At 54.1% G+C, this 22,115-nt stretch carries 19 protein-coding genes; 12 read left to right on the forward strand and 7 right to left on the reverse strand.

Features of this window, described 5'->3' with window-relative positions; genetic code table 11:
- Window positions 1-357: alkaline phosphatase family protein (locus tag BM205_RS23430; protein WP_175511370.1), on the reverse strand; the 357-nt coding region annotated here is incomplete at its 3' end.
- Window positions 357-1,067: a phosphonate utilization associated transcriptional regulator gene (locus BM205_RS23435; RefSeq protein WP_254784024.1), complete on the reverse strand. Its 711-nt coding sequence runs from the start codon at window positions 1,065-1,067 to the stop codon at window positions 357-359. The genes BM205_RS23430 and BM205_RS23435, both read right to left, overlap by 1 nt.
- A gap of 273 nt (window positions 1,068-1,340) precedes the next feature.
- On the opposite strand from BM205_RS23435, the gene BM205_RS23440 reads away from it, so the two are divergent.
- From BM205_RS23440 to BM205_RS23470, 6 genes are all read left to right on the forward strand, one after another.
- Complete coding sequence (locus BM205_RS23440; protein WP_092417277.1) at window positions 1,341-2,384, forward strand: putative 2-aminoethylphosphonate ABC transporter substrate-binding protein; 1,044 nt, start codon at window positions 1,341-1,343, stop codon at window positions 2,382-2,384.
- Between the two features lie 80 nt (window positions 2,385-2,464).
- The gene (locus tag BM205_RS23445) at window positions 2,465-3,598 is read left to right on the forward strand and encodes a putative 2-aminoethylphosphonate ABC transporter ATP-binding protein (protein ID WP_092417262.1); all 1,134 of its coding nucleotides are present in this window, start codon (window positions 2,465-2,467) and stop codon (window positions 3,596-3,598) included.
- Window positions 3,595-5,337, forward strand: coding sequence for a putative 2-aminoethylphosphonate ABC transporter permease subunit (locus tag BM205_RS23450; protein WP_092417263.1), 1,743 nt, complete (start codon window positions 3,595-3,597; stop codon window positions 5,335-5,337). The genes BM205_RS23445 and BM205_RS23450 overlap by 4 nt, the downstream gene beginning before the upstream one ends.
- A gap of 88 nt (window positions 5,338-5,425) precedes the next feature.
- Window positions 5,426-6,589 (forward strand): 2-aminoethylphosphonate--pyruvate transaminase, encoded by a 1,164-nt coding sequence (locus tag BM205_RS23455; RefSeq protein WP_092417264.1) that lies wholly within the window; start codon window positions 5,426-5,428, stop codon window positions 6,587-6,589.
- Window positions 6,590-6,794: 205 nt separating this feature from the next.
- The gene (locus BM205_RS23460) at window positions 6,795-7,826 is read left to right on the forward strand and encodes a helix-turn-helix domain-containing protein (protein WP_092417265.1); all 1,032 of its coding nucleotides are present in this window, start codon (window positions 6,795-6,797) and stop codon (window positions 7,824-7,826) included.
- Between the two features lie 559 nt (window positions 7,827-8,385).
- On the forward strand, window positions 8,386-9,534 hold the full coding sequence (locus BM205_RS23470) for a porin (RefSeq protein WP_371326528.1): 1,149 nt from the start codon (window positions 8,386-8,388) through the stop codon (window positions 9,532-9,534).
- A 159-nt stretch (window positions 9,535-9,693) separates the two neighbouring features.
- Here the strand turns inward: BM205_RS23470 and BM205_RS23475 are convergent, their stop codons facing one another.
- Window positions 9,694-10,107 (reverse strand): RidA family protein, encoded by a 414-nt coding sequence (locus BM205_RS23475; RefSeq protein ID WP_092417268.1) that lies wholly within the window; start codon window positions 10,105-10,107, stop codon window positions 9,694-9,696.
- A 39-nt stretch (window positions 10,108-10,146) separates the two neighbouring features.
- On the reverse strand, window positions 10,147-11,535 hold the full coding sequence (locus BM205_RS23480; RefSeq protein WP_092417269.1) for an FAD-dependent oxidoreductase: 1,389 nt from the start codon (window positions 11,533-11,535) through the stop codon (window positions 10,147-10,149).
- Between the two features lie 256 nt (window positions 11,536-11,791).
- Between BM205_RS23480 and acs the strand changes: the two genes are divergently transcribed.
- Window positions 11,792-13,774, forward strand: coding sequence for an acetate--CoA ligase (gene acs, locus BM205_RS23485; protein WP_092417270.1), 1,983 nt, complete (start codon window positions 11,792-11,794; stop codon window positions 13,772-13,774).
- A gap of 81 nt (window positions 13,775-13,855) precedes the next feature.
- Complete coding sequence (gene phnD / locus BM205_RS23490; protein ID WP_092417271.1) at window positions 13,856-14,854, forward strand: phosphate/phosphite/phosphonate ABC transporter substrate-binding protein; 999 nt, start codon at window positions 13,856-13,858, stop codon at window positions 14,852-14,854.
- Window positions 14,855-15,103: 249 nt separating this feature from the next.
- Here the strand turns inward: phnD and BM205_RS24400 are convergent, their stop codons facing one another.
- On the reverse strand, window positions 15,104-15,280 hold the full coding sequence (locus tag BM205_RS24400) for a hypothetical protein (protein ID WP_175511371.1): 177 nt from the start codon (window positions 15,278-15,280) through the stop codon (window positions 15,104-15,106).
- Between the two features lie 40 nt (window positions 15,281-15,320).
- On the opposite strand from BM205_RS24400, the gene BM205_RS23495 reads away from it, so the two are divergent.
- The gene (locus BM205_RS23495) at window positions 15,321-17,027 is read left to right on the forward strand and encodes a M66 family metalloprotease (RefSeq protein WP_217646086.1); all 1,707 of its coding nucleotides are present in this window, start codon (window positions 15,321-15,323) and stop codon (window positions 17,025-17,027) included.
- Window positions 17,028-17,106: 79 nt separating this feature from the next.
- Here the strand turns inward: BM205_RS23495 and BM205_RS23500 are convergent, their stop codons facing one another.
- Window positions 17,107-17,829: a hypothetical protein gene (locus tag BM205_RS23500; RefSeq protein WP_092417273.1), complete on the reverse strand. Its 723-nt coding sequence runs from the start codon at window positions 17,827-17,829 to the stop codon at window positions 17,107-17,109.
- A 56-nt stretch (window positions 17,830-17,885) separates the two neighbouring features.
- The gene (locus tag BM205_RS23505; RefSeq protein WP_092417274.1) at window positions 17,886-18,770 is read right to left on the reverse strand and encodes a LysR substrate-binding domain-containing protein; all 885 of its coding nucleotides are present in this window, start codon (window positions 18,768-18,770) and stop codon (window positions 17,886-17,888) included.
- A gap of 227 nt (window positions 18,771-18,997) precedes the next feature.
- On the opposite strand from BM205_RS23505, the gene psrA reads away from it, so the two are divergent.
- The 3 genes from psrA to BM205_RS23520 form a co-directional block, all read left to right on the forward strand.
- Window positions 18,998-20,101: an iron-containing alcohol dehydrogenase PsrA gene (gene psrA / locus BM205_RS23510; RefSeq protein ID WP_092417275.1), complete on the forward strand. Its 1,104-nt coding sequence runs from the start codon at window positions 18,998-19,000 to the stop codon at window positions 20,099-20,101.
- 236 nt (window positions 20,102-20,337) lie between these two features.
- The gene (locus BM205_RS23515) at window positions 20,338-21,636 is read left to right on the forward strand and encodes an MFS transporter (protein ID WP_092417276.1); all 1,299 of its coding nucleotides are present in this window, start codon (window positions 20,338-20,340) and stop codon (window positions 21,634-21,636) included.
- Window positions 21,637-21,758: 122 nt separating this feature from the next.
- Window positions 21,759-22,115: alkaline phosphatase family protein (locus tag BM205_RS23520; RefSeq protein ID WP_175511370.1), on the forward strand; the 357-nt coding region annotated here is incomplete at its 3' end.

A 22,115-nucleotide genomic window follows, 5' to 3' on the forward strand; every position in this document is an offset into this window, starting at 1 on the left:
TCCGGCGTTGGAGAAGGCCTCGAAGATGGTGCCGGCGCGCAGGTACTTGGCGTCATTCATCATGACTTCCTGATTCGCTTCGCGATCCAGGAAATAATTGCCGCAGATGCCGTGCACTGAAGGCGGCGCCCCGGTCACAATCGACAGATTATTCGGATTGGTAAAGCTGGGCACGACGCAATCGCCGGTAAGCACGGTCCCTTGCGCCACCATTTTTTTAAGAAATGGCGTGACGCCAGCCTGTATCGCCTGGTTGATGTATTCCTGTTCACAGCCGTCGACACAGACAACGACGACAGGCTGCTTCATCCATGGGTAGCTGCGGCCATTGACCTGCAGGGTTTTGGTGGTGGACATTAGTTAGCCTTTCGGTTTGGTAGGGAATCGGAGGTAGTAGCTGCCAGTAGCTGCCGCGCATGCGCACTGTGCATACGGTGGCGACCGGCCATCGCATGCTCGCGCATGATATGGCCGGCCTCTTGAGGATTGCCGGAGGCAATCGCATCAACGATCTTGTGGTGTTCGGCGGTCGAGGTCGGCAGGCAGCCGCTCTGCGCCAGCGCCGAGCGCCGATACAGGTTCAACTCATTTACGAGACGACGATAGGTCTGTATCAGTTTGTTGTTATCGGTCATGTTCAACAGCAGATCGTGGAATTCCAGATTCATCCGGGAATAACCGTCGACATCACCGTTGGCGGCCAGGCCATCCATGAAATCCAGGATCGCGCGCAAATCCTGGATCTGGGCGGCGCTGATCCTGCTTGCCAGCTGGCGGCCGATCAGGTCATCCAGGGCGCAGCGGACGTCATATATATCGTCGGCTTCCTGAAGAGAAATCTGACGGACAAAAACACCGAGATTTTTCTCCTGCCGCACCAGGCCGACCTCTTCCAGAGCCCGGAACGCCTCCCGTACCGGGCCACGCGAGACACCCAGCATTTCTGCCAGCGTGATCTCGTTGAGCTTTTCGCCCGCCGCCAGATCGCCGGCCAGAATCATGCGCTCAAGCTCTTTCTGCACCAGCGACGGCAAGGAATTATTTTTTAGCACGGCAATAGTGTTCATAGTGCGACCCGTAGTCATGTGAACCTTTTTATTGAACAGTGATTGCACTTTAAACCGACAGCGTGTAGATTGTCAACAATAGACAGCAAACATAATGCAATTTACAAAATTACAAAATGTTCCAGATGTCTAGGCCGGGACGATAGCCACAATCTTTTGTACTCGGCCGATGTAGCAAGAACGAAGGGGTTGAGAAGTATCAGGAAGGTGCATTACAGCAATTTGACACTGATTGATGACACAACAACTGAGGAGACAGCAATGAACATAACAATGAAACCGCATTTTTTACGACTTTTGCAGAAAACCGCAATCATCACCACCCTGGCGCTGGTAGCCGGGAGTGCCCTGGCCCAGGCAAAAACCGAGCTGCTGGTTTATACGGCCATCGAAAGCGATGCCATGAAGGCCTACAAGGATGGCTTTGAAAAAGCCCATCCTGACGCGGACATTCGCTGGGTACGCGACTCGACCGGCGTGATTACCGCCAAATTGCTGGCCGAAAAAAATAATCCGCAAGCCGATGTGGTTCTGGGCGTTGCCGCCAGTAGCCTGGCATTGCTGAGTCAGGAAGGCATGCTGGTGCCATATGCACCGGCAGGCCTGAAAGACCTGAATCCGGCCTTCTCCGATAAGGCCCGGCCGCCGAGCTGGGTCGGCATGGATGTATGGGGAGCGACCGTTTGTTTCAACACGGTAGAGGCCAAGAAATTTGGCCTGCCCAAGCCAACCAGTTGGCAAGACCTGACCAAGCCGATCTACAAGGGTCAGATCGTCATGCCGCATCCGGCCTCCAGCGGCACCGGCTATCTCGATGTCACGGCCTGGCTACAGATGTTCGGCGAAGCCGGCGGCTGGAAATACATGGATGCGTTGCATGAAAACATCGCGCAATACACCCACTCCGGGTCCAAGCCTTGCACCATGGCCGGCACCGGCGAATTCCCTATCGGTATTTCATTTGAATTCCGTGCCCATCAGGTCCAGGCTACCGGCGCCCCGGTCGAGCTGATTTTCCCGAAAGAAGGCCTGGGCTGGGATATCGAAGCCAGCGGCATCATGAAGGGCACGAAAAAGATGGACGCTGCGAAAAAGCTGGTCGACTGGATGACCACGAAAGAGGCTAACCAGATCAGCGCCACCTGGTGGGCCATCGTTGCCTATCCTGGCATCGCCAAGAAAGTGGAAGGCATCCCGGAAAACTACGAAAAACTGCTGGTAACCAACAACGACTTCAACTGGTCTGCCAGGAATCGCTCCCGCATTCTGGCCGATTGGAGCAGCCGTTATAACTCCAAAGAAGAGAAGAAGAAGTAAATCAAGAGTACAGGCTGACGCTGAGAGGTGCCTGGCGCCTCCAGCGTCGGTGTAAGGATATCAATAAGTGAGGATCTATCATGCCCAAGCAAAATCAGTATCTGGTACTTAACAACATTTCGAAGTCTTTCGGTAACTTCCACGCGTTGCGCGACATCAACCTGTCCATCGCGGAAGGTGAGTTTGTCTGTTTCCTGGGCCCGTCCGGCTGTGGCAAGACCACGCTGCTACGCATCATCGCCGGCCTGGAAAGCCAAAACCAGGGGCGCATCAGTCAAGCCGGAAAAGATATTTCGTGGCTGCCGCCGATCAAGCGCGACTATGGCATCGTGTTTCAGTCATACGCACTGTTTCCGAATCTGACCATTGCGGACAATGTCGCCTATGGGCTGGTTAACCGCGGCCAGTCGCGAGCCAGCACCAAGACACGGGTCGAAGAACTACTGACGCTGGCCGGCCTGCCGACCAGCGGCAACAAATTTCCAGGACAACTATCCGGCGGCCAGCAGCAGAGAATTGCACTTGCACGTGCGCTGGCCACTTCGCCCGGCCTGCTGTTGCTGGACGAGCCGCTATCGGCGCTGGACGCACTGGAACGGGTTCGCCTGCGCGGTGAAATCCGGCAATTGCAGCAGCGGCTTGGCGTCACCACCATCATGGTCACGCATGACCAGGAAGAAGCGCTGACGATGGCCGACCGCATCGTCGTCATGAATCAAGGCGAAATCGAGCAAATCGGGACACCGCAGCAAGTCTACCTGCAGCCTGGTTCGCCGTTCGTCGCATCCTTCGTCGGCAAGGTCAATATCCTGCGCGGCATCTCGCTCGGGGACGGCCGCTTCCGCATAGGCGATCTGAATTTTCACTGGGAGTCGAGCGTCGATCATATTCCCGCCGGTGCGCCGGTCAAAGTGTATTTGCGTCCGGAAGATTTTGTCGCCCGCGATGCCGAGAACCGGACACACAACAACGCCATGGCAGAGATTCTTAAAATCGAATTCCTGGGCGCCTTCAGTTATCTCACGGTGGCATTCGAAGGTATGCAGCAACAGCCGGTGGTGACATCCATGTCGCTAAACCTGTTAAAAGAGTTACGCCTGAAGGTCGGCAGCAAAGTATTGTATGGATTGCTGCCCGAGCGGATCCGCCTCTATCGCGATAACGAGGCCGAACCGCTCGTCATGATAAAGCCTGCGCTTGCGGAGGCCGCATGAACAGATCTGCCAATGTGTTGCCGCTATCGGTCGTAACGGCAACGTCAAACATCAAACCGGTCACAAAGGGCCGTCAGCAAAGTCACTGGCATGACCGTATCGGTCACTTGCTATTGCTTTTCGTCTGTATAGGGCTGGCAGTGTTTTTGCTGATGCCGGTGATGATGATCCTGATCCAAAGCGTCCAGGACAAGACCGGCGCATTTGTCGGATTACGTCAGTTCACCGATTACATGTCGACCCCGGCATTGCGGCAATCGGTGTTGAATACGCTGACCATTTCAGTCTCGGTGACGGCGCTGGTGATCCCGGCAGCCTTCACTTTCGCCTATGCGCTGACGCGCAGCATGATGCCGCTCAAGCGCACGTTTCGCACCCTGTCGCTGATCCCGATCCTGGCGCCGTCGCTGCTGGCGGCAATTTCATTCGTGCAATGGTTCGGTACCCAGGGCGTACTCAAGGGCTTGCTTGGCGGTCATTCCATTTACGGTCCGATCGGCATCATCATCAGCGAATGCTATGCCGTGTTTCCGCATGCGTTGATGATCCTGATCACCGCATTGACGCTGGCGGACGGCCGCTTGTATGAAGTGGCGGAATCGCTGGGCACCAGCCGCTTCCGCAAGTTCCGGACCATCACCCTGCCGGGCGCCAAGTACGGCTTGATTAGCGCAATGCTGGTGGTATTCACCTTCACGGTCAACGATTTCGGCGTACCGAAAGTCATCGGCGGCGATTACAGCGTCCTGGCAATGGACGTCTATCAGTTAGTGATCGGCCAGCAGGACTTCAACAAAGGCGCCGTAGTCAGCTTGCTGCTGCTGCTGCCGGCATTGATGGCGTTCGCGATCGACTACACCATACGGCGCAAATTGCAGTCCCAGCTATCGGCACGCGCGGTGCCGTTCACTCCGAAACGACATCGTATTTTCGACTCCCTGATGTTCTGCTATTGCAGCCTCATCTGCGCGTTGCTGCTAGCGGTATTGAGCATGGCGGTGTATACCTCGTTCATCAAGCTGTGGCCTTACAACCGGACTTTGGTATGGGATCACTATTATTTCGGCCTGTTCCAGGATGGCATCCTGGAGTCGTATTTCAATAGCTTGCGACTGGCCGCCTATGTAGTCGCCAGCGGCATCGTGCTGATTTTCGGCAGCGCCTACCTGGTCGAGAAAACCCGCGGCATGAATGGAGCGCGCGCGATCATCCGTCTGTTGGCGATGTTGCCGATGGGCGTGCCGGGACTGGTACTGGGACTGGGTTACATCATGTTCTTCAATCACCCGGACAATCCGCTCAACGTCCTGTATCGCAGCATGACGATCCTGGTGTTGTCGACCGTGGTGCACTACTTCACATCCAGCTACCTGACCGCGGTTACGGCCTTGAAAGCCATCGACAACGAGTTCGAAGCAGTATCGGCATCGCTCAAGGTGCCTTTCTACAAAACCTTCTTCCGGGTCACCGTGCCAGTCTGCCTGCCGGCGGTGCTGGATATCGGCCGCTACCTGTTCATCAACGCGATGACCACCATTTCCGCGGTCGTGTTCTTGTACTCGCCAGACACCACGCTGGCTTCGGTAGCCATCTTGAATCTGGAAGCGGAGGGCAAGATCGGCCCGGCGGCGGCGATGGGAACGCTGATCGTGCTGACCTCTTCCATCGTCGTTCTCCTGTATGCGCTGACCACCCGTGTGTTATTGAAGAAAGCGCAGCGCTGGCGCAAGACTGTTTGAGTTTGAGTTCGAGTTTGTTATTGCAGTGAACTTTAAATGTATTACCTCAATTGTTTAAATTCGGCTGTTTAAAATTAAAGGAAATGCCATGAGCCTCGTTAGTCGGGATCCGGTCCTTCTCACCCCAGGACCACTGACCACCTCCCTCGCCACCAAGACCGCCATGCTGCGCGACTGGGGCTCCTGGGATGTCTCGTTCAACGCCATTACCGCGGAAGTCCGCAAGCACTTGCTAGACATAACCAATGCGCATGAACACCACGTCTGCGTACCGATGCAAGGCAGCGGGACGTTCTCGATCGAAGCTGCGATAAATACATTGCTGCCACGCGACGGCCATATGCTGGTGCTGATCAACGGCGCCTATGGCAAGCGGATGGCCAAAATCGTCGAAATGATGGGGCGCAAGGTATCGGTATTCGAGACTGCTGAAGATGTACCCACCACAGCGGCCGATGTCGACCGCCTGTTGAGCGGCGACGCCAGCATCAGCCACGTCGGCCTGATCCATTGCGAAACAAGTACCGGCATTCTGAATCCGCTACGCGAGATTGCCGAAGTGGTCGCCCGTCATAAACGCAGCCTGATCATCGACGCAATGAGCTCGTTTGGCGCGTTAGCTGTCGATGCCGCCACGGTTCCGTTCGATGCATTGATTGCCGCCAGCGGAAAATGCATTGAAGGTCCGCCTGGAATGGGTTTTGTGATTGCGCGCAAAAGCGTGTTGGAAAAAGCTGCCGGCAACTCGACCTCGTTATCGCTGGATCTGTACGATCAGTGGACTTACATGGAAAAAACCACACAATGGCGCTTCACGCCGCCAACCCATATTGTGGCGGCATTTCACCAGGCGCTGCTCCAGTTTGTCGCCGAAGGTGGGCAGTCTGCCCGGCTGGCCCGCTATCAGGAAAATTACGAAGCGCTGATGACGGGCATGCAGGAACTCGGACTAAAGTCGTTTCTCGATCCGAAGATCCAGGCGCCGATCATCGTCACGATCCATGCGCCTGACAGCGCCAAATATGAGTTCAAGCGTTTCTACAATCAGGTGCGCGACAAGGGATTCGTACTGTATCCGGGCAAATTGACACAGGCGGAAACCTTCCGCGTAGGCTGTATCGGTGCGATTGGCGCAGAAGAAATGCGGCAGGCAGTACACGCCATCGCCGACACGTTGCGGCAGATGGGGATTGCAACCAAGGCCAAGCCTGAATACCGCCTTGCGCCGGAACTTGCCGTCAGCGCTGCATAAAAGAGAAGTCGGATTCGGCCGTGCCGGGATTTGACACCGGCACGGTGCGATCGACGCAACAGATTTTTTATCACGATCCGGCTTAGAAAAACAGGTAAATCAAATAGGTTAAAAATCGCTGGAATGTATGCGAAAACCGTGGCCTGAGCAGACCCGGGCAGACTGCGCGATTTGTGGCAAATAACCCGTTCAAAGAAGGTTAGAAATGCAAACCACATCGAACCATCCGCGATCCAGTTTTGTGGGGAAAGCCGCACTGTTTTCAGGCATACCCTATCAAATTCGCACAATCCACGCATTTGATGTCGATCAGCATGCCCGCAATTTGACCGACTGGAAGCAAAGTTATGACCAGATCACATCGGGTCAATTCCACGGAGTTCTATCCGAATTGCTGATACCGCACATGCAAGTACTGCTTGAGGAAACCAACAAGGCTGTGCGCCGATCCTGCTGCGTTCGGCCCGATGCTTTCTGGTTCGGTCTTCCGGCGAATGCAAATAAGGCGCGTATCAATGGGCGCTTGTGCAACACTGGCACGATCATGGTGCGGCCGGGAAATTTAGAATTCGAGTTGGTGACCCCTGCCGATTACGCCATCTATGGACTTGTTATCCAGCGGAATGCCTTGCTGCGTGTCGCCGACCAGATAGGTTGCACGGTCGACTACACACAACTGATCAAGGCTGAAGTCTTGCATGTAACGGAATTGTCAAAGACGATTTTTCAGCAGACGCTGGCATATATGCTGTCAATGCGTGACGCACGCGATGAACATAACCCCGTATTCAGCCTGGCGCTTTCGCAGCAAGCCGTGGCAATGGCGCTCCTATCCATACTTGATAGCGGCGAAGTAGACAGCACCATCAGCAACAGCTTCATAAGACGGCAACGCATTGTTGCGCAAGCGCGCGAATATATGCTGGCCCATCGAGAGCAGGCGATTATAGTGCCGCAACTTTGCGAGCACCTGCACATCAGTCCTCGCTCGCTACAATATTGTTTCGAAGATATTCTCGGAATCAGCCCGATACAATATCTGCGCATCATTCGCTTCAACGGCGCCCGCAGGCATCTGCGGGAAAATATATCGGATAGGCATACCGTGCAAGATATCGCCGCAGATTGGGGATTCTGGCATCTCAGTCAATTTTCTTGCGACTATCGAAAATTATTTGGAGAAAGCCCGTCCGAATCATTGCGCAAGCGCATGACTGAATATGGCGCAGTCATGTAGCAGTTCAACGATGATGGTGCCATGTCTTTCGAAATAAATGATCTTCCGTTTCCAGCGTTGATCATAAAACAGCAGTTCTCTCAGTGCTGCAATGCGATTCAGCGCATTCACAATCCCCTCCTCTCTTTTACGCCGTGCCCGACGTTGATTGCCAGGGTTTCACGCTGCCAATCGCATTCGCCTTCCAGTTGCAAAAGACTGTCTGGTAAATGCCAATCTTCTTGAAAGCCGCTGCAACCGTCGCTCCCAGATCAATCACAGTGACGGATTCGAGCAACAAAGCCAGCCGCCTTTGTTTTTTTTGCCGAAATTCGATAACGCAAAAAAATAGGGTGCCGTTATATTCGATTAACGCAGATTGCAACGTTCGCCGATAAAACGCATGTGGTTGAATAAAAAAAACCGCGGGCATATGGGGCCGACAGATTAGTCAGGAAATGGAGAGCTGGAAGCTGGATTATTTCCTGATCAAGGCGATTTTTTATCAATGTTTTCCAGATGTTTTTTTGTAGTTCCTTGGTTCTAAATTTTTAATTATTCTAATAATTGGGGGTAGCACATGATGAAAATGATTCTGGTTGCAGGTATGTTGAGTGGCATTTCCGGTATGACGCAAGCACAAACCAATGTCACGATTTATGGCCTTATCGATTTGGGTGTGAACTACACCAACAACGTCGGCGGGAAAAGCCAGGTTCAACTGGAAAGCGGCGATGTACAAGGTAGCCGCCTGGGATTTAAAGGCAGCGAAGACCTGGGCGGTGGTCTGAGTGCCGTGTTCAAGCTTGAAAACGGTTTTAAGGCAGATACCGGCAAGCTGGGTCAAGGCGGTTTGTTTTTCGGTCGTCAGGCATTCGTCGGTTTGTCGAGTACGACTGCCGGCACGGTCACAATGGGGCGTCAGTATGACTCCGTGGTCGACTTCGTCGGCCCGGTGACTGCGAATGGCGGCTGGGCTGGCTATCTGTTCTCGCATCCACTGGATAACGACAATACCGATAACTCATTCCGTGTCAATAATTCCGTCAAATACACCAGCCCGAATTTCTCCGGCGTTACGTTCGGTGGCTTGTACGGCTTCGGCGAAACAGCCGGCAATGCTGGCAACAACCGTACCTACAGCCTGGGTGCGAGCTATGTCAACGGCCCATTGACGGCGGGTCTGGCGTACATGAATCTGAACCATACCGGCACTACCACGAGTGGTTCTATTACGCCATCTGACGCCACCTTCCTGGCCGACAAGCAAAAGATCTTTGGCGCGGGCATTAACTACACAATTGGTGCGGCGATACTCGGGTTTGTGTATACCAACACCAACCTGACCAATCCAACTGGCGACAATGGTTACATCAGCTCGTTTGCACCAGCCGTTGGCACATTGAATTCACTCAAGTTCAACAACTACGAAATCAATGCAAGGTATCAAGTCACCGCAGCGCTTAATCTCGGCGCGATGTACACCTACACGCAAGGTAAATACGATGCAACGGCGGGCAATGTCAAGCCAAAATGGTCGACTTTGGGCTTGATGGCTGACTACAACTTGTCCAAGCGGACTGACATTTACCTGCAAGGCATTTACCAAAAGGTCGGCGGCGATCTGACAGGAACATCACTTGACAATGCCTACATTCCGGGTGCTTCCGACAGTTCGGGCAATGACAAGCAGGTGCTCTTCCGCGTAGCAATGCGTCACAAGTTCTAAGCAGTATCCGGGTGCTGCCGATTATCGCGCCGCTTGAGCCCGGCGCGATAGTTGGCTGTATCTTGTAATTTTACCGATTAGTGGCAGCAGCGAGACGTCCCTGGGGAGCTCCCAGATTTTGCCCACTCGTATTTGAGTGGGCTTTTTTTCGACTATTTATTAGTCGTGGCGAGCGGAGATTTTTTCAACAAAGCCTTCGTAGCGGGTATTTACTTCATCCGCGCGTGGTTTGGCGGCCACCGCGATGATTTCCAGCCGCCAGCCGGGATCGATCAATTGTTCCAGCGTGCAGGCGCGGGTCGGTGCGTAGCCGGGCGGGACCCATTCATCCCAGACCGCGTTCATTCCGGCATAGTCGGTGATATCGGCCAACAGAATGCGCACCGACAGTAAATACGTACGATCGCTGCCGGCCTGGGCCAGCAAACGATCGATATTTTCCAGGATGGCGCGGGTCTGGTCGCCGATGTCGCCGCTGGTGTTATCGGCGACCTGGCCGCCGATATAAATCATGTTGTCGTGAATTACCACCTCGGAACGGCGCTGGACGGTGTCGATACGCTGGATGCTCATGCCACTTCCTGTTTCATCAAATTAGAATAGAAAACTAAGCTAAGCTTTATCGGCCTTGCCGGCCGCATTGGCAAACTTGCTGAGCAGTTTGTCGATCAACCAAGGCTCGCGATTTTCATCTTCGGCGCTTTCCTTGCGACGGATCGCATTGCGCACCACGAGCGATCCTAGATAGCGGATCGGTTCCGGCGGAAATGTACCGCGTGGGCCATCGGCCAGCGGACTGCGGCTCCATTCATTGTCAAGCCCAAGCACCAGCGACGACAGTAGCTGCCCGCCCATGTATGTCGGGCCGACGCCGTTGCCCGAGTAGCCGAAACCATAGAAAATATTCGGATGGCCATCAAGCTTCCCGAAAAAAGGCAAACCTGTAACCGACCGGTCCGACGGCCCGTTCCAGCTGGCCGTAATCGGCACCTCCGACAGCGCCGGGAAAAATTCGTGCAGACTTTGCTTCAGTTGATCTTCGTACGGCGAGCGCTGGTCAAAAACCGGCAGAATGCGGCCGCGCCAGGCAAAAGTATTGCCGCCTTTGCCCAGCATCAGGCGGCCGTCTTCGGTGGTCCGGTAATAGAACACAAAAGTGCGCGAATCAAGTACCGAGACGCCGTCCTTGAGGCCGATCATCCGCAACAATTCAGGGCACTTTTCGGTAATGATCATATCGCTGGAAACCACCGCCACCGTGCTTTCAAACTGCGGAAAGAGCGTTCCCATCCAGGCATTGATGGCCAGCACCATCTTGCCGATTTGCAGTGTGCCCGACGGCGTTTGTATCGTTACTTGCGGACCTGGCTCAAATGCCAGCATCGGCGTTCTCTCATAAATCCGGATACCCATTTCCAGGGCAACCCGCCGCAGTCCGCGCACCAGCTTGCCAGGATGTACGGTGGCCGCCATTGGCGAGAACACGCCAGCCAGATTGCGCATCGAGCCGGAGCGCCACTGCACTTCTTCAGTAGATAGCGCGTGATATGAATTGATGCCGTGTTTGTCCAGCTCCTTTAGCACCGGATCCATCATCCCCATCTGAGCCTGCGTGGTCGCGGTGTACAAGGTGCCATCCTGACGAAATTCGGCGTCGATACCGTGCTTGCGACAGAACTCGGCAATATGGGTTACCGCCGCTTCGGAAGCTTTCGCCAGACGCACCGCTTCGACCTCTCCAAACAGACGGCGTAGCGTAAAAAATTTGGTAGTCCAGGTCAGCATGCAGCCGCCATTTCTGCCGCTGGCGCCGGCACCGCACAGATCGCTTTCGATGATCGCAATATCCAGTGCCGGATTCTGCTGCTTGAGCTGCAAGGCGGTCCACAGACCGGTAAAGCCACCACCGACAATGCCAACGTCAGCGCGCTGCGCGCCTTGCAATGCTGGTGTCAATTCACCATCCATCGACAGTGCATGTTCTAGCCAGAATGGGCGCATGGGAAGCATTCCTAAAGTGTGAGAAATCAATCACTGCAGCTGATCCGATGCTGTCGGCCAGTCGGTTCCGGGGAGATTTTTATCCGGCGGTGATTGCACTTTAATTTAACATAGCGTAAATTGTCAACAATAAACATAAGGCAATCTACAAAGTTGCAAAAATACTCCCGCCCGGTTAACTGAGACGGCCGGCACAATCTTTTTGCAACAAAATTTTTCTCTGCATCAACATTTTCCAATAGCAAAAGACATCGAAATGGCCAACATCGAAATTTTCTCCAGCGAAGCCCGCGTTTTTCCGCCATCTGCAGAATTTGCCAAGACCGCTGCGATTTCCGGCATGGGCGCATATAACGCCTTGTGCGCAGAGGCGGCGAATGACTACGAAGGATTTTGGAGCAGGCTTGCACGCGAACATCTGACCTGGCACAAGCCTTTCACCGAAGTTCTGGACGCATCGAATCCGCCCTTCTACAAATGGTTCGGGGATGGCCAGCTGAACGTTTCTTACAATTGCCTCGATATCCACCTGCAAAACGGCAATGCAGATAAGGTCGCGGTTATTTTTGAATCCGATGACGGTGACGTAACCAAAGTCACCTATCAGGAGCTGTACGAAAAAGTCTGCAAGTTCGCCAACGGCCTGAAGTCGCTCGGTATCAAGAAGGGCGACCGGGTCGTCATCTACATGCCGATGTCGGTAGAAGGCGTAGTTGCGATGCAAGCTTGCGCCCGTATCGGCGCCACGCATTCGGTGGTGTTTGGCGGCTTCTCCGCCAAGTCGCTGCAAGAACGCATTATCGATGCCGGTGCGGTTGCAGTATTGACCTCGGATGAGCAAGTCCGGGGCGGTAAGCGCCTGCCGTTAAAAGCTATCGTAGATGAAGCGCTGTCACTCGGCGGTTGCGACAGCATTCGGAACGTCATTGTGTATAAACGCACTGGCGGTAACGTAAAATTCAATCCGGATATCGATCTCTGGCTGCATGAGCTGGTAGCATCGCAGGCTGCGCACTGCGAACCCGAGTGGGTTGAAGCCGAACATCCGCTATTTATCTTGTATACGTCGGGTTCCACCGGAACTCCGAAAGGTGTGCAGCACTCTTCCGGCGGCTATCTTTTGTGGGCAGCCCTGACCATGAAGTGGACGTTCGACATCAAGCCTGATGATGTCTATTGGTGTACCGCCGACATCGGCTGGATCACCGGCCACACCTATATCGCCTACGGCCCGACCGCGGTTGGCGCCACGCAAATCATTTTCGAGGGTATCCCGACTTTCCCGAATGCAGGTCGTTTCTGGGACACGATCCAACGCCACAAAGCCACCATTTTCTACACTGCGCCTACAGCGATTCGTTCATTGATCAAAGCTGCCGACGCCGACAGGAACGTCCATCCCTCGCAGTACGATCTGTCGTCCCTGCGCTTGCTGGGTACGGTCGGCGAACCGATCAATCCGGAAGCATGGATGTGGTATCACAAAAATATCGGCGGCGAACGTTGTCCGATCGTCGACACATTCTGGCAAACCGAAACCGGCGGTCACATGATCTCGCCGCTGCCGGGCGCAACGCCGCTGGTGCCGGGGTCATGCACTTTACCGCTGCCAGGCATTCAAGCAGCGATCGTCGATGAGGCCGGCCACGATTTGCCAGATGGCCAGGGCGGCATCCTGGTAGTCAAGCGTCCGTGGCCTGCGATGGTGCGCACCATCTGGAATAACCCGGAACGTTTCAAGAGCGCCTATTTTCCCGCAGAGTTCGGCGGTAAATTGTACCTGGCAGGCGACGGCGCGATCCGTAATAAAGACACCGGTTATTTCACCATCACAGGCCGTATCGATGATGTCCTGAACGTCTCCGGCCATCGCATGGGCACGATGGAAATTGAATCGGCATTGGTGGCCCACGCCATCGTAGCGGAGGCCGCCGTGGTCGGCCGCCCGGACGACACCACTGGTGAAGCAATTTGCGCCTTCGTAGTCCTCAAGCGCAGCCGCCCTACCGGCGATGAAGCCAGACAGATCGCCAAGGAATTGCGTGACTGGGTCGCCAAGGAAATCGGCCCGATCGCCAAACCTAAGGAAATCCGTTTCGGCGACAACCTGCCGAAGACGCGCTCCGGCAAGATAATGCGCCGATTGTTGCGCGTGCTGGCCAAGGGGGAAGATATTACCCAGGACATTTCGACACTGGAAAATCCAGCGATTCTGGAACAACTGAAAGAGACACAGTAATCAAGCCGGCGAGACGGGCGCGCCGGCGCAACGTATTTTTCATCGCAATTCAAAAACAAATAACAATTAGAAAGGTAATGTATGAAGATATTACGGAAAATCATCGTTGTTTTTTGCACTATTGCAGTGTCATGCGCATTCGCCAAAGACGACGATATCCCGCGGCAAATCACCATCGGCCTGATAGCAACCACCACGGCCGAAGATACGCAAAAACGCTGGCAGCCGGTCATCGACGATTTCGCAAGATACACAAAAATGGAAGTCCGTGTCGTGGCCTCCACCGACTACAACAAGATTGTGAGCGGGCTGAACTCCAACACCATCCAAGTGGCGTGGCTGGGTAACAAGGCCGCCCTGGACGCGGTGGAAAACCAGCACGCAACGATTTTCGCCCAGGTAGTGAAAAAAGACGGCTCGCGCGGCTACAACTCGGTACTGATCACGCCGGCCAGCAGTCCGATCAAATCGTTATCAGATATTTTGACGAACAAAGGCGCCTATAGCTTCTACGACGGCGACAAGGGCTCGACCTCCGGTTATCTGGTGCCGGCTTACTATGCATTCGCCAAAAACAAGGTAGAGCCTGAAAAACTGTTCAAGAAAATTACGGCTGGCAACCACAAAAAAAACCTGCAAGCGGTGATCGACGGTCAAGTCGATGTTGCGACCAACAATACCGAAGAACTGGATCGCCTGAAAAAGGAAGCGCCTGACCAATTCAACAAGGTGCGGGTAATCTGGACTTCGCCCCTGATTTCCAACGATCCGCTGCTGTACCGCAAGGATCTGCCGGTTGCCACCAAAAACAAGATCGAAGAATTTTTCGTCACTTATGGCAAACCGAAAAATCCAGCCAGCCAACCCGACGTGCTGCAAAACATACTCGACTTATCCGGCTTTCAGCATTCCACTGATGCCCAGTTGAAACCGACTGCCGATCTAACCATGTTCGGCCTGCTGCGCAGCAATATGTACGACGCCAGCCTGAGTACTGCGCAAAAGCAAAAGGCGTTCGAAGATATTACCGCCCGTTTCGGCAAGCTCGGCGTCACTCTGGAAATGGCGCGTCTGCGCTGACTTTCCCCATGCCCCGTACCTTCTACGCGTTCGCCTTATCACTACGCGTAGTTGGCGACAGGTCCAAAAATTGACACTTTTCGGTTTTTTTAGTGCCCAATTTTTGACTATCGACGGGGCTTTTTTTCCACCTCTATGCCTATAGCGAACTTAACGGTGCCCCCTACACACGGCACGAATATTGCTACACGGAAATTTTTGTCATGATTGGAGCTAAGTAATGCGTTTTACCCCTCTATTACCCATCCGTTATTCATTGGCTGCCGCCACCACAATCTCACTCCTGTTATCTGCATGCGGCGGCGGCGATGGGGCCAATAGTGCTGACACAGCTCCGACTTCCAACGCCGGATCGCCCACCACGCCGATGCCGCCCGCTGCCTCCCCGGGCACATCGACCACGCCGACCTCCCCCGTTACTCCCACGGGCACACCGACACCACCTCCGTCCGCCGCAAACGGGACGTTGTCATTGAATAGCGTTGAACTGGCTCAAACGCATGTGATCCCGCCAACCGGGCGCACGATGAATACCGCCGATGGGAAAAGCCGGACCTTGACCCTGCTCGCAAACCGCGCCGCGTTGCTGATGGTGGAACCGGCTACAGCAGGCGCCAGCATTCAGGTCGAGGTGGTAGGCAGCAATCTCGGCAGCCTCGTGCTGAATACACCTGACAAATTGCCGGCGACGGACAACGGCACGCCTCAATACTCTTCCAGCAAATACAGTGTGCTGTTACCTAAAGAGTGGGTACAGCCGGGGGTTACGCTGAAGATCACGCGCGGCAACGACGTCACCACAGTGCCATTGACCGTAACTGGCGGTATCAATCTGAAAGTAAGAACGGTACCGGCCTTTTTCTTTGGCGCCACTCGCGCAATGGCAACCACAGCCAAAGACAAACTGGAGATGGATGGGACCAGCCTGGCGCTTGACTATGCCCAGGAAATTCCTGTGGCATCGGTGGATGGCGTAAATTCGGGAGATCTGTCATTCAACGATTTCGTGCTTCCTCCCACTGGCACTGTCGCAGCACAGGCCTATTCCACCTTCGCCACCGCCAGGAACTCCCCCGGCGCGGACGGTTATGTACTAATGGGACAGATGCTCAGTATCCTGCCTGAATTACGCAGCGTCACTGCCAATAATGACCGCAATCTGAATGTCGCCTACTGGGCTCCAATGGTATTGGAAGACCCGCTTACCGGAAAACTCATCGGCATGGGTGGTGGGCTGACTAGCGTGGGCGCCGGAAATGCAAGCGGCGATTCCGATAACTATGGCGGGATCTTCGACCATGAAATGGGTCATGGCTACGGTATGTCGCATGCGGGCGACATGTACAACAGCGGCACGTACCCCTACCCTGGCGGGAGTTTATCCGGATCAAGTTGGGGTTATGACGCCATTCGCAATCAATTGCTGTCTCCGGTATTGCCCGCGTTGCCATGCAAATCCAGCGGTCGCCAGCTGGATGCTTCAGGACGCTGCTACCGGCAAGACCCGATGCAAGGTGGCTCCGGCGACCAATCGGCTGGTTATCGCTGGGAGATGTTTGCCGATTACAGCAGTGCGCTGATACAGGGATGGATGAACGGTCGCATCGTCTACAACCCGGCCGCGGCCACCAATGCCTCCCGCTTTACCATCTGGTCCGCCGTCCAGGGCGCCTATGTCGATGCAAGCGCCACGGTGAGTCAGTTACAGCGCGATATGCAAGGTAACCAACAGGTTGTCACCGTGTTGGGTAACATCTCCAAAACCGACGGCACCCTGAATCGCCTGGTGGTAAGCGCGGCAGGTCAGGGAAACATACCCCGCACCTTTGATCCGACCAGCCAGCCGGACTGGGATCAGATGAAATTGCAGTATGCAAATTACTGTCAAAGTACGGGATGCGACTACACGTTGCAAGCCACGTTTACCGATGGAAGCACGCAAAATGTGCTGCTGCCGAAGGGCTATCATCAAAACAACAGCAATACAGTGAATCCGAATTCAGGCAACCCGCTTAACGGCGCAAGTTTTATCCGGTTCGCTGTCAACTTCAGCGCGGCTAAAAAGTTGAAGCGCCTGGATTTATATGTGACGGAATTCGGCGCAAAGCCGACTTTCAGTGCAATGGATCCGGCCAGCCTGGTCAATCCGATTAGCAGCTTGGTTGTGCCGTAATCGTTAGACGCTACCGGGATCTTCCGACCTGAAGCATGTCAGGTCGGAAGATGCGCGCTTGTCGTACAACATTGGCGCTTTATTTCCCCAGCAGATCCAGAGAATGGTTCCATTCCGTAGTCCATGCGTACAAAAAATCATGCGTATTAAAAGCTCTTTTCAGATGCGATATCGGTACTCGATACACATCGTTTAATCCCAGCGCCAGCGTGACCGGGTTCCACACAGCTTTGTTTTTTGCCTTTTTAGCGTTGCCCTTAACCCTTGCGCCATCATCGCCAAATATACCGCCGCCACCGCTAAGGGCCTGGTCCAGATCAATTTTTACCAAGCTGGCAAATGCTATTAGCACCTGATCTTTGCTGATGCCATTCTGTGATTCCTTTGCCACTTCAATGGTAACCGGCTCGCCTTCGGCCTCGCGCTCAGCATCGCGCTTGAGTTTACTGACCAGCCGCTCCAGATCCTTTTTCAGAAATCGTAATTCATCCAAAGACCGTCGAAAGCCCGGTGGTTTGAGCTGCGCCACTATCTTATAGACGTCTTTCGTGATCGTGATGAGCACATCCTCGCTTCCGGCTGCAAGCCGCCGGGTATCGCCTTCGAAAAAAATCGGCGCCGCGTAGCCGCCGTTCGCGTCACCGAACAGCTCAGGATAGTCGGCGTCATAGTCCAGCCAAACGTAGGGAATCAAGCCGCTCTCTATCATGCGCGCCAATGTCCATGGTGTGCCGGTTTGCTGCGCAAGCCAGTGGCAGGCCTGCGCGGCGGTTGCCCGAAAAGGCAGTTCGATGATCGTCATTTTTCTTTCTTTCACAGGCCAAATTCCATCTGGCCAAAAAGAGAATCTCGCTGATGCTACTTTTTGCGAGTTGTCTTCGGCGGCGTTCCCGACTCAAGCACGCTCTTGATAAGCGGCCGATTTTTCCGCACGGCAAGTGAACACATGTAGTAGTCGATAGTCACCGTCGCGTCTCTTAGCTTGACCGCTTTCGTTCCCGGTATCGCCACGTATTCAATCTCAGATACGAAACCAATGCCCATGCCTTCCGCAATAGCATGCATGATAGCTTCCCGGCTGTTAAGCTCCATCACGCAATTTATCTGTATGCCTTGATTGCTACAAGCGTTCTCAAGCAAATCCCGTGTCTTGGAACCGCGTTCACGCATGATGGCTGCTTCATTTTTGATGCTCGCCAATGGTACCGACGATTTGTCCGCCCACGGATGGTCGTCTCTGACGACGGCGACAATAGGATAGGTGCGGTAAGGCACGACGTGCAAACGTTTGTCAGGATCTACGATAGCCAAAATCGCTATGTCGATAGTGAAATCATAGAGCCGGGCCAGCGTTTCCTTTTCCGAGTTGATCGATATCGCGAATTCAATGCCTGGATGCCTGCGCATTAAATCATAGGTCAGGTTCATCACGACGGGCGGTGAAACCGCGCCAATACGGAGTAATCCTGTTTTCTGGGAATGCAAGCTTTGCAACAGCTGAATGGCCTCGTCTTCCTGACCGAAAATCCCCTCGGTAATTTCATACAAGCGCCGACCCGCGTCTGTTAATTCGACGTGCCGGCCGCGGCGGTAAAACAGCTCCACGGCAAACCTGTCCTCTAACGCTTTGACTTGCTCGCTTATCGTTGGCTGGCCTACCTTCAGGTAGATCGCCGCGGCGGTAAAGCTATGCGTTTTGGCTACTGCATGAAATGAACGAATCCATTTATGGTACTGGTACATAACGATCCTTCCAGAGCGCATCTTCTTCAGTGGCCACGTGGCCGCCCTACCCTTCGAAGCTACGCGATTAACGCTTCACTTCCCATTGTGTACGCCATTATAAAACGGCTGCCTTCTATTATCGGTTGAAACGATAGAAACAGCATAATAATCGATTTGTACTACGACACTGGCCCGCCGACAATCAATCTATCGAGAACATATAACCAATAAAACAGGAGACATTGATGGCACAGCAATTCTTTAACCCCGTCGCAACCCATTTTGGTCCGGGTAGCCTGGAAGAGTTGCCCCGGATCGTCAACGGGGCAAAGGTAGTGGTAGTGACATTTCCCGAAGCAAGGTCGTTGGGCCTTGTAACAAAACTGGAGAGTTTGTTAGGCGACCAGCTGGCTTACGTCATTGAAAATGTCCAGCCTAATCCGGACGTTTCCCACCTGGCGGAAATATATAACCGCTTCTGGCGCGACGAACACGCATGCGACGTCGTTGTGGCGTTGGGTGGCGGGAGTGCTATCGACACTGCCAAGGCATTAATAGTTGGGACCGAAGGCGGAAGTTTCGATGAGCTGCTGGCCCTGCTTGCCGACGGCAAGCCCTTCACGCCAAACAAGGCAAAGACACTCATCGCCATCCCGACGACCGCAGGCACCGGCAGCGAAGTAACACCTTGGGCAACGATCTGGGATTCGGCGAAACAAAAGAAATACTCATTGCACCTGGATTGCACCTGGCCCAAAGCGGCAATCGTCGACCCGGAGTTGATGCTTACCCTGCCCAAGTCAATTACCATTTCCACCGGCCTGGATGCGTTATCGCACGCGCTGGAATCGATCTGGAACGTCAACGCGAACCCGGTTTCCGATGTATTCGCCATCGGGGCGATCCACGACATCATGACCTGCTTGCCGCTACTCGCCTGTGAACTCGACAACAAGGCACTGCGATCATCCATGGCGCTCGCTGCGATGAAGGCAGGATTGGCGTTCTCCAACACCAAAACAGCACTGGCGCACTCCATTTCTTACGAAATGACGCTGCGCTACGGGTTACCGCATGGAATAGCCTGCTCGTTCACGCTCCCTCTGGTTCTCGGCATGGCATGGGGCGAACACCCCGAGCGAGATATCGCTCTGCAGCGGGCCTTCAACACCGACCGTAAAACCGCAATAGAGCGTTTGCGCGCGTTCCTGCACCAGCTGGAAGTTCGAACTGAATTTTCAGACTACGGCGTTTCTGCGCAAGAAGCGCAAGAAATGATACGGCACGCTTCGCAAGGCGCGCGAGGGAAAAACTTTATCGGTACGAAAGCCGCTGTCGCCTTGTCCTGAATCGCCCCCTCGGATCGAAAAGGCAGTCACGTCCGAGATCCAGGGAAGCTACGCAGGACTACATGAAAAATTTCACGAACCAGATAATTTTTACATTTCCGCGGAGGGGAAAAGAAACCAGCAATTTCCAGGATTCCAGTTAATTAAATTATAAAAAAATTACCTTTTCCAACCAAATAGGAATGGGGCTTACCGGGGAATAACAACTCGGTTATCCTCGATAAAGGAGACACGCAATGAGTTACGTATATACGACGCCAGATCCGCTCGTAGCAACCGACACAAGCTTTCGCAGGGCGCAATGGCGAATGCTGTTGGCGGCGATGCTTTGTTATCTGTTTTTCTACACTGGCAGACAGACATTCGGCTTCGCGATTCCAGGCATTCAAAAAGAGTTCGGCCTTACTAAAGAGACCTTAGGCTGGGTATCTAGTGCGATGTTATGGTCATACGCCATCGGACAGGCAATCAACGGCAATCTCGCGGACAAGTTCGGTGGCCGCCGGATCATGAGTTTGGGTGCGATTCTTTCCTGTGGCGCCAATTGGGTCGTAAGTTTCTCGACCGGATTCGGGAGCCTCATGTTTCCATGGGCAGTTAACGGTTACTTCCAGGCATTGGGATGGGCGCCAGGCAGCCGCCTGCTGTCAAATTGGTGGGGCGTTGGCGAGCGGGGCAAAGTCTATGGCTTCTATGTGTTTGCCGCCGGCTGCGCCTCCGTGCTTTCTTACATAACCTCGATTGCCGTGCTCGACGTGTTGCATCTTGACTGGCGCTGGATATTCCGGATTCCTGTTCTTCTGATGCTTGGCGGCGGTATATTTTTCTACCTGGTGGCTCGCGAGCGGCCTGAAGACCTGGGTTTCGAACCACTGGAGACCGGTGTCGCCAACCACAGCGATAAAGCGCACGCTGTCTTGGAAGATCAGCATGAGTCTTCCTGGACACGGTACAAGGCCGTGTTGAAAAACTGGCGTTTGATAGTTGCAGCCCTTTCCCTAGGCTTTCAAAACGCCGCCCGATACGGTCTCATTGTCTGGGTTCCTGTGCACTTTTTCGGATCGAATTGGGCGAAGTCGTCGGACGCGTTTATCGATCCTAAATGGATCAGTGTCGCCCTTCCGGTGGGAATGGCGATCGGCGCGCTCAGTAACGGCTGGATCTCGGATAAATTGTTCGGCTCGAAGAGATATAAAGCGATCATGCTCTACATGGTGCTGGGTGCAATGACGAGTGTCTGGATGTATACGATCCCCGGCCATTCGATGATTAGCGTCATGGCGTTATTCCTCTGCGGTTTCTTTGTGTATGGACCAGCTTCATCGTTTTGGGCATTGTGCCCGGATCTCGTCGGTTCGCGTCGTGCCGGCACCGCTACAGGCATCATGAATTTTTCATCGTACCTGTTTGCAGGTCTTGGCGAGCCGCTGATCGGAAGAATGCTGGATCACTCTGGCAATACAGCGCTGATATTTCCAATTGTCGCCGTCAGCTGCGTAATCAGTGCGTTTGTTGCGATGTTCATCAAACGCTAGAAGACTGCCGGCCATCTCATCCAAGCTCATCGCACACGAGCAGACGATGGCCGGCCGTCATCGCGCGCTTTGTGTGCATGCGGCTGCAGCCTCCCTATTGAAATAACCCGAAAGGCTAACTAATGTCCACCACCAAAACCCTGCAGGTCAATGGCCGCAGCTACCCATGGATGAAGCAGCCTGTCGTCGTTGTCTGTGTCGACGGCTGTGAACAGGAATACATCAACCAGGCGATACAGGCTGGCGTCACGCCATTTCTTAAAAAAATGGTGGCGCAAGGGACCGTGCTTACCGGCGATTGCGTCGTGCCCAGCTTTACCAATCCGAATAATCTGTCGATTGTGACCGGGGCGCCGCCTTCAGTGCACGGCATCTGCGGCAATTATTTCCTGGATCGCGAAGCGAATCAGGAAGTCATGATGAATGACGCCAAGTACCTGCGCGCCGGCACCATCTTCGAGGCCTTCTCCAACGCCGGA

It is taken from the genome of Collimonas sp. OK307 (genome assembly GCF_900113705.1).
Lineage (GTDB): Bacteria > Pseudomonadota > Gammaproteobacteria > Burkholderiales > Burkholderiaceae_D > Collimonas.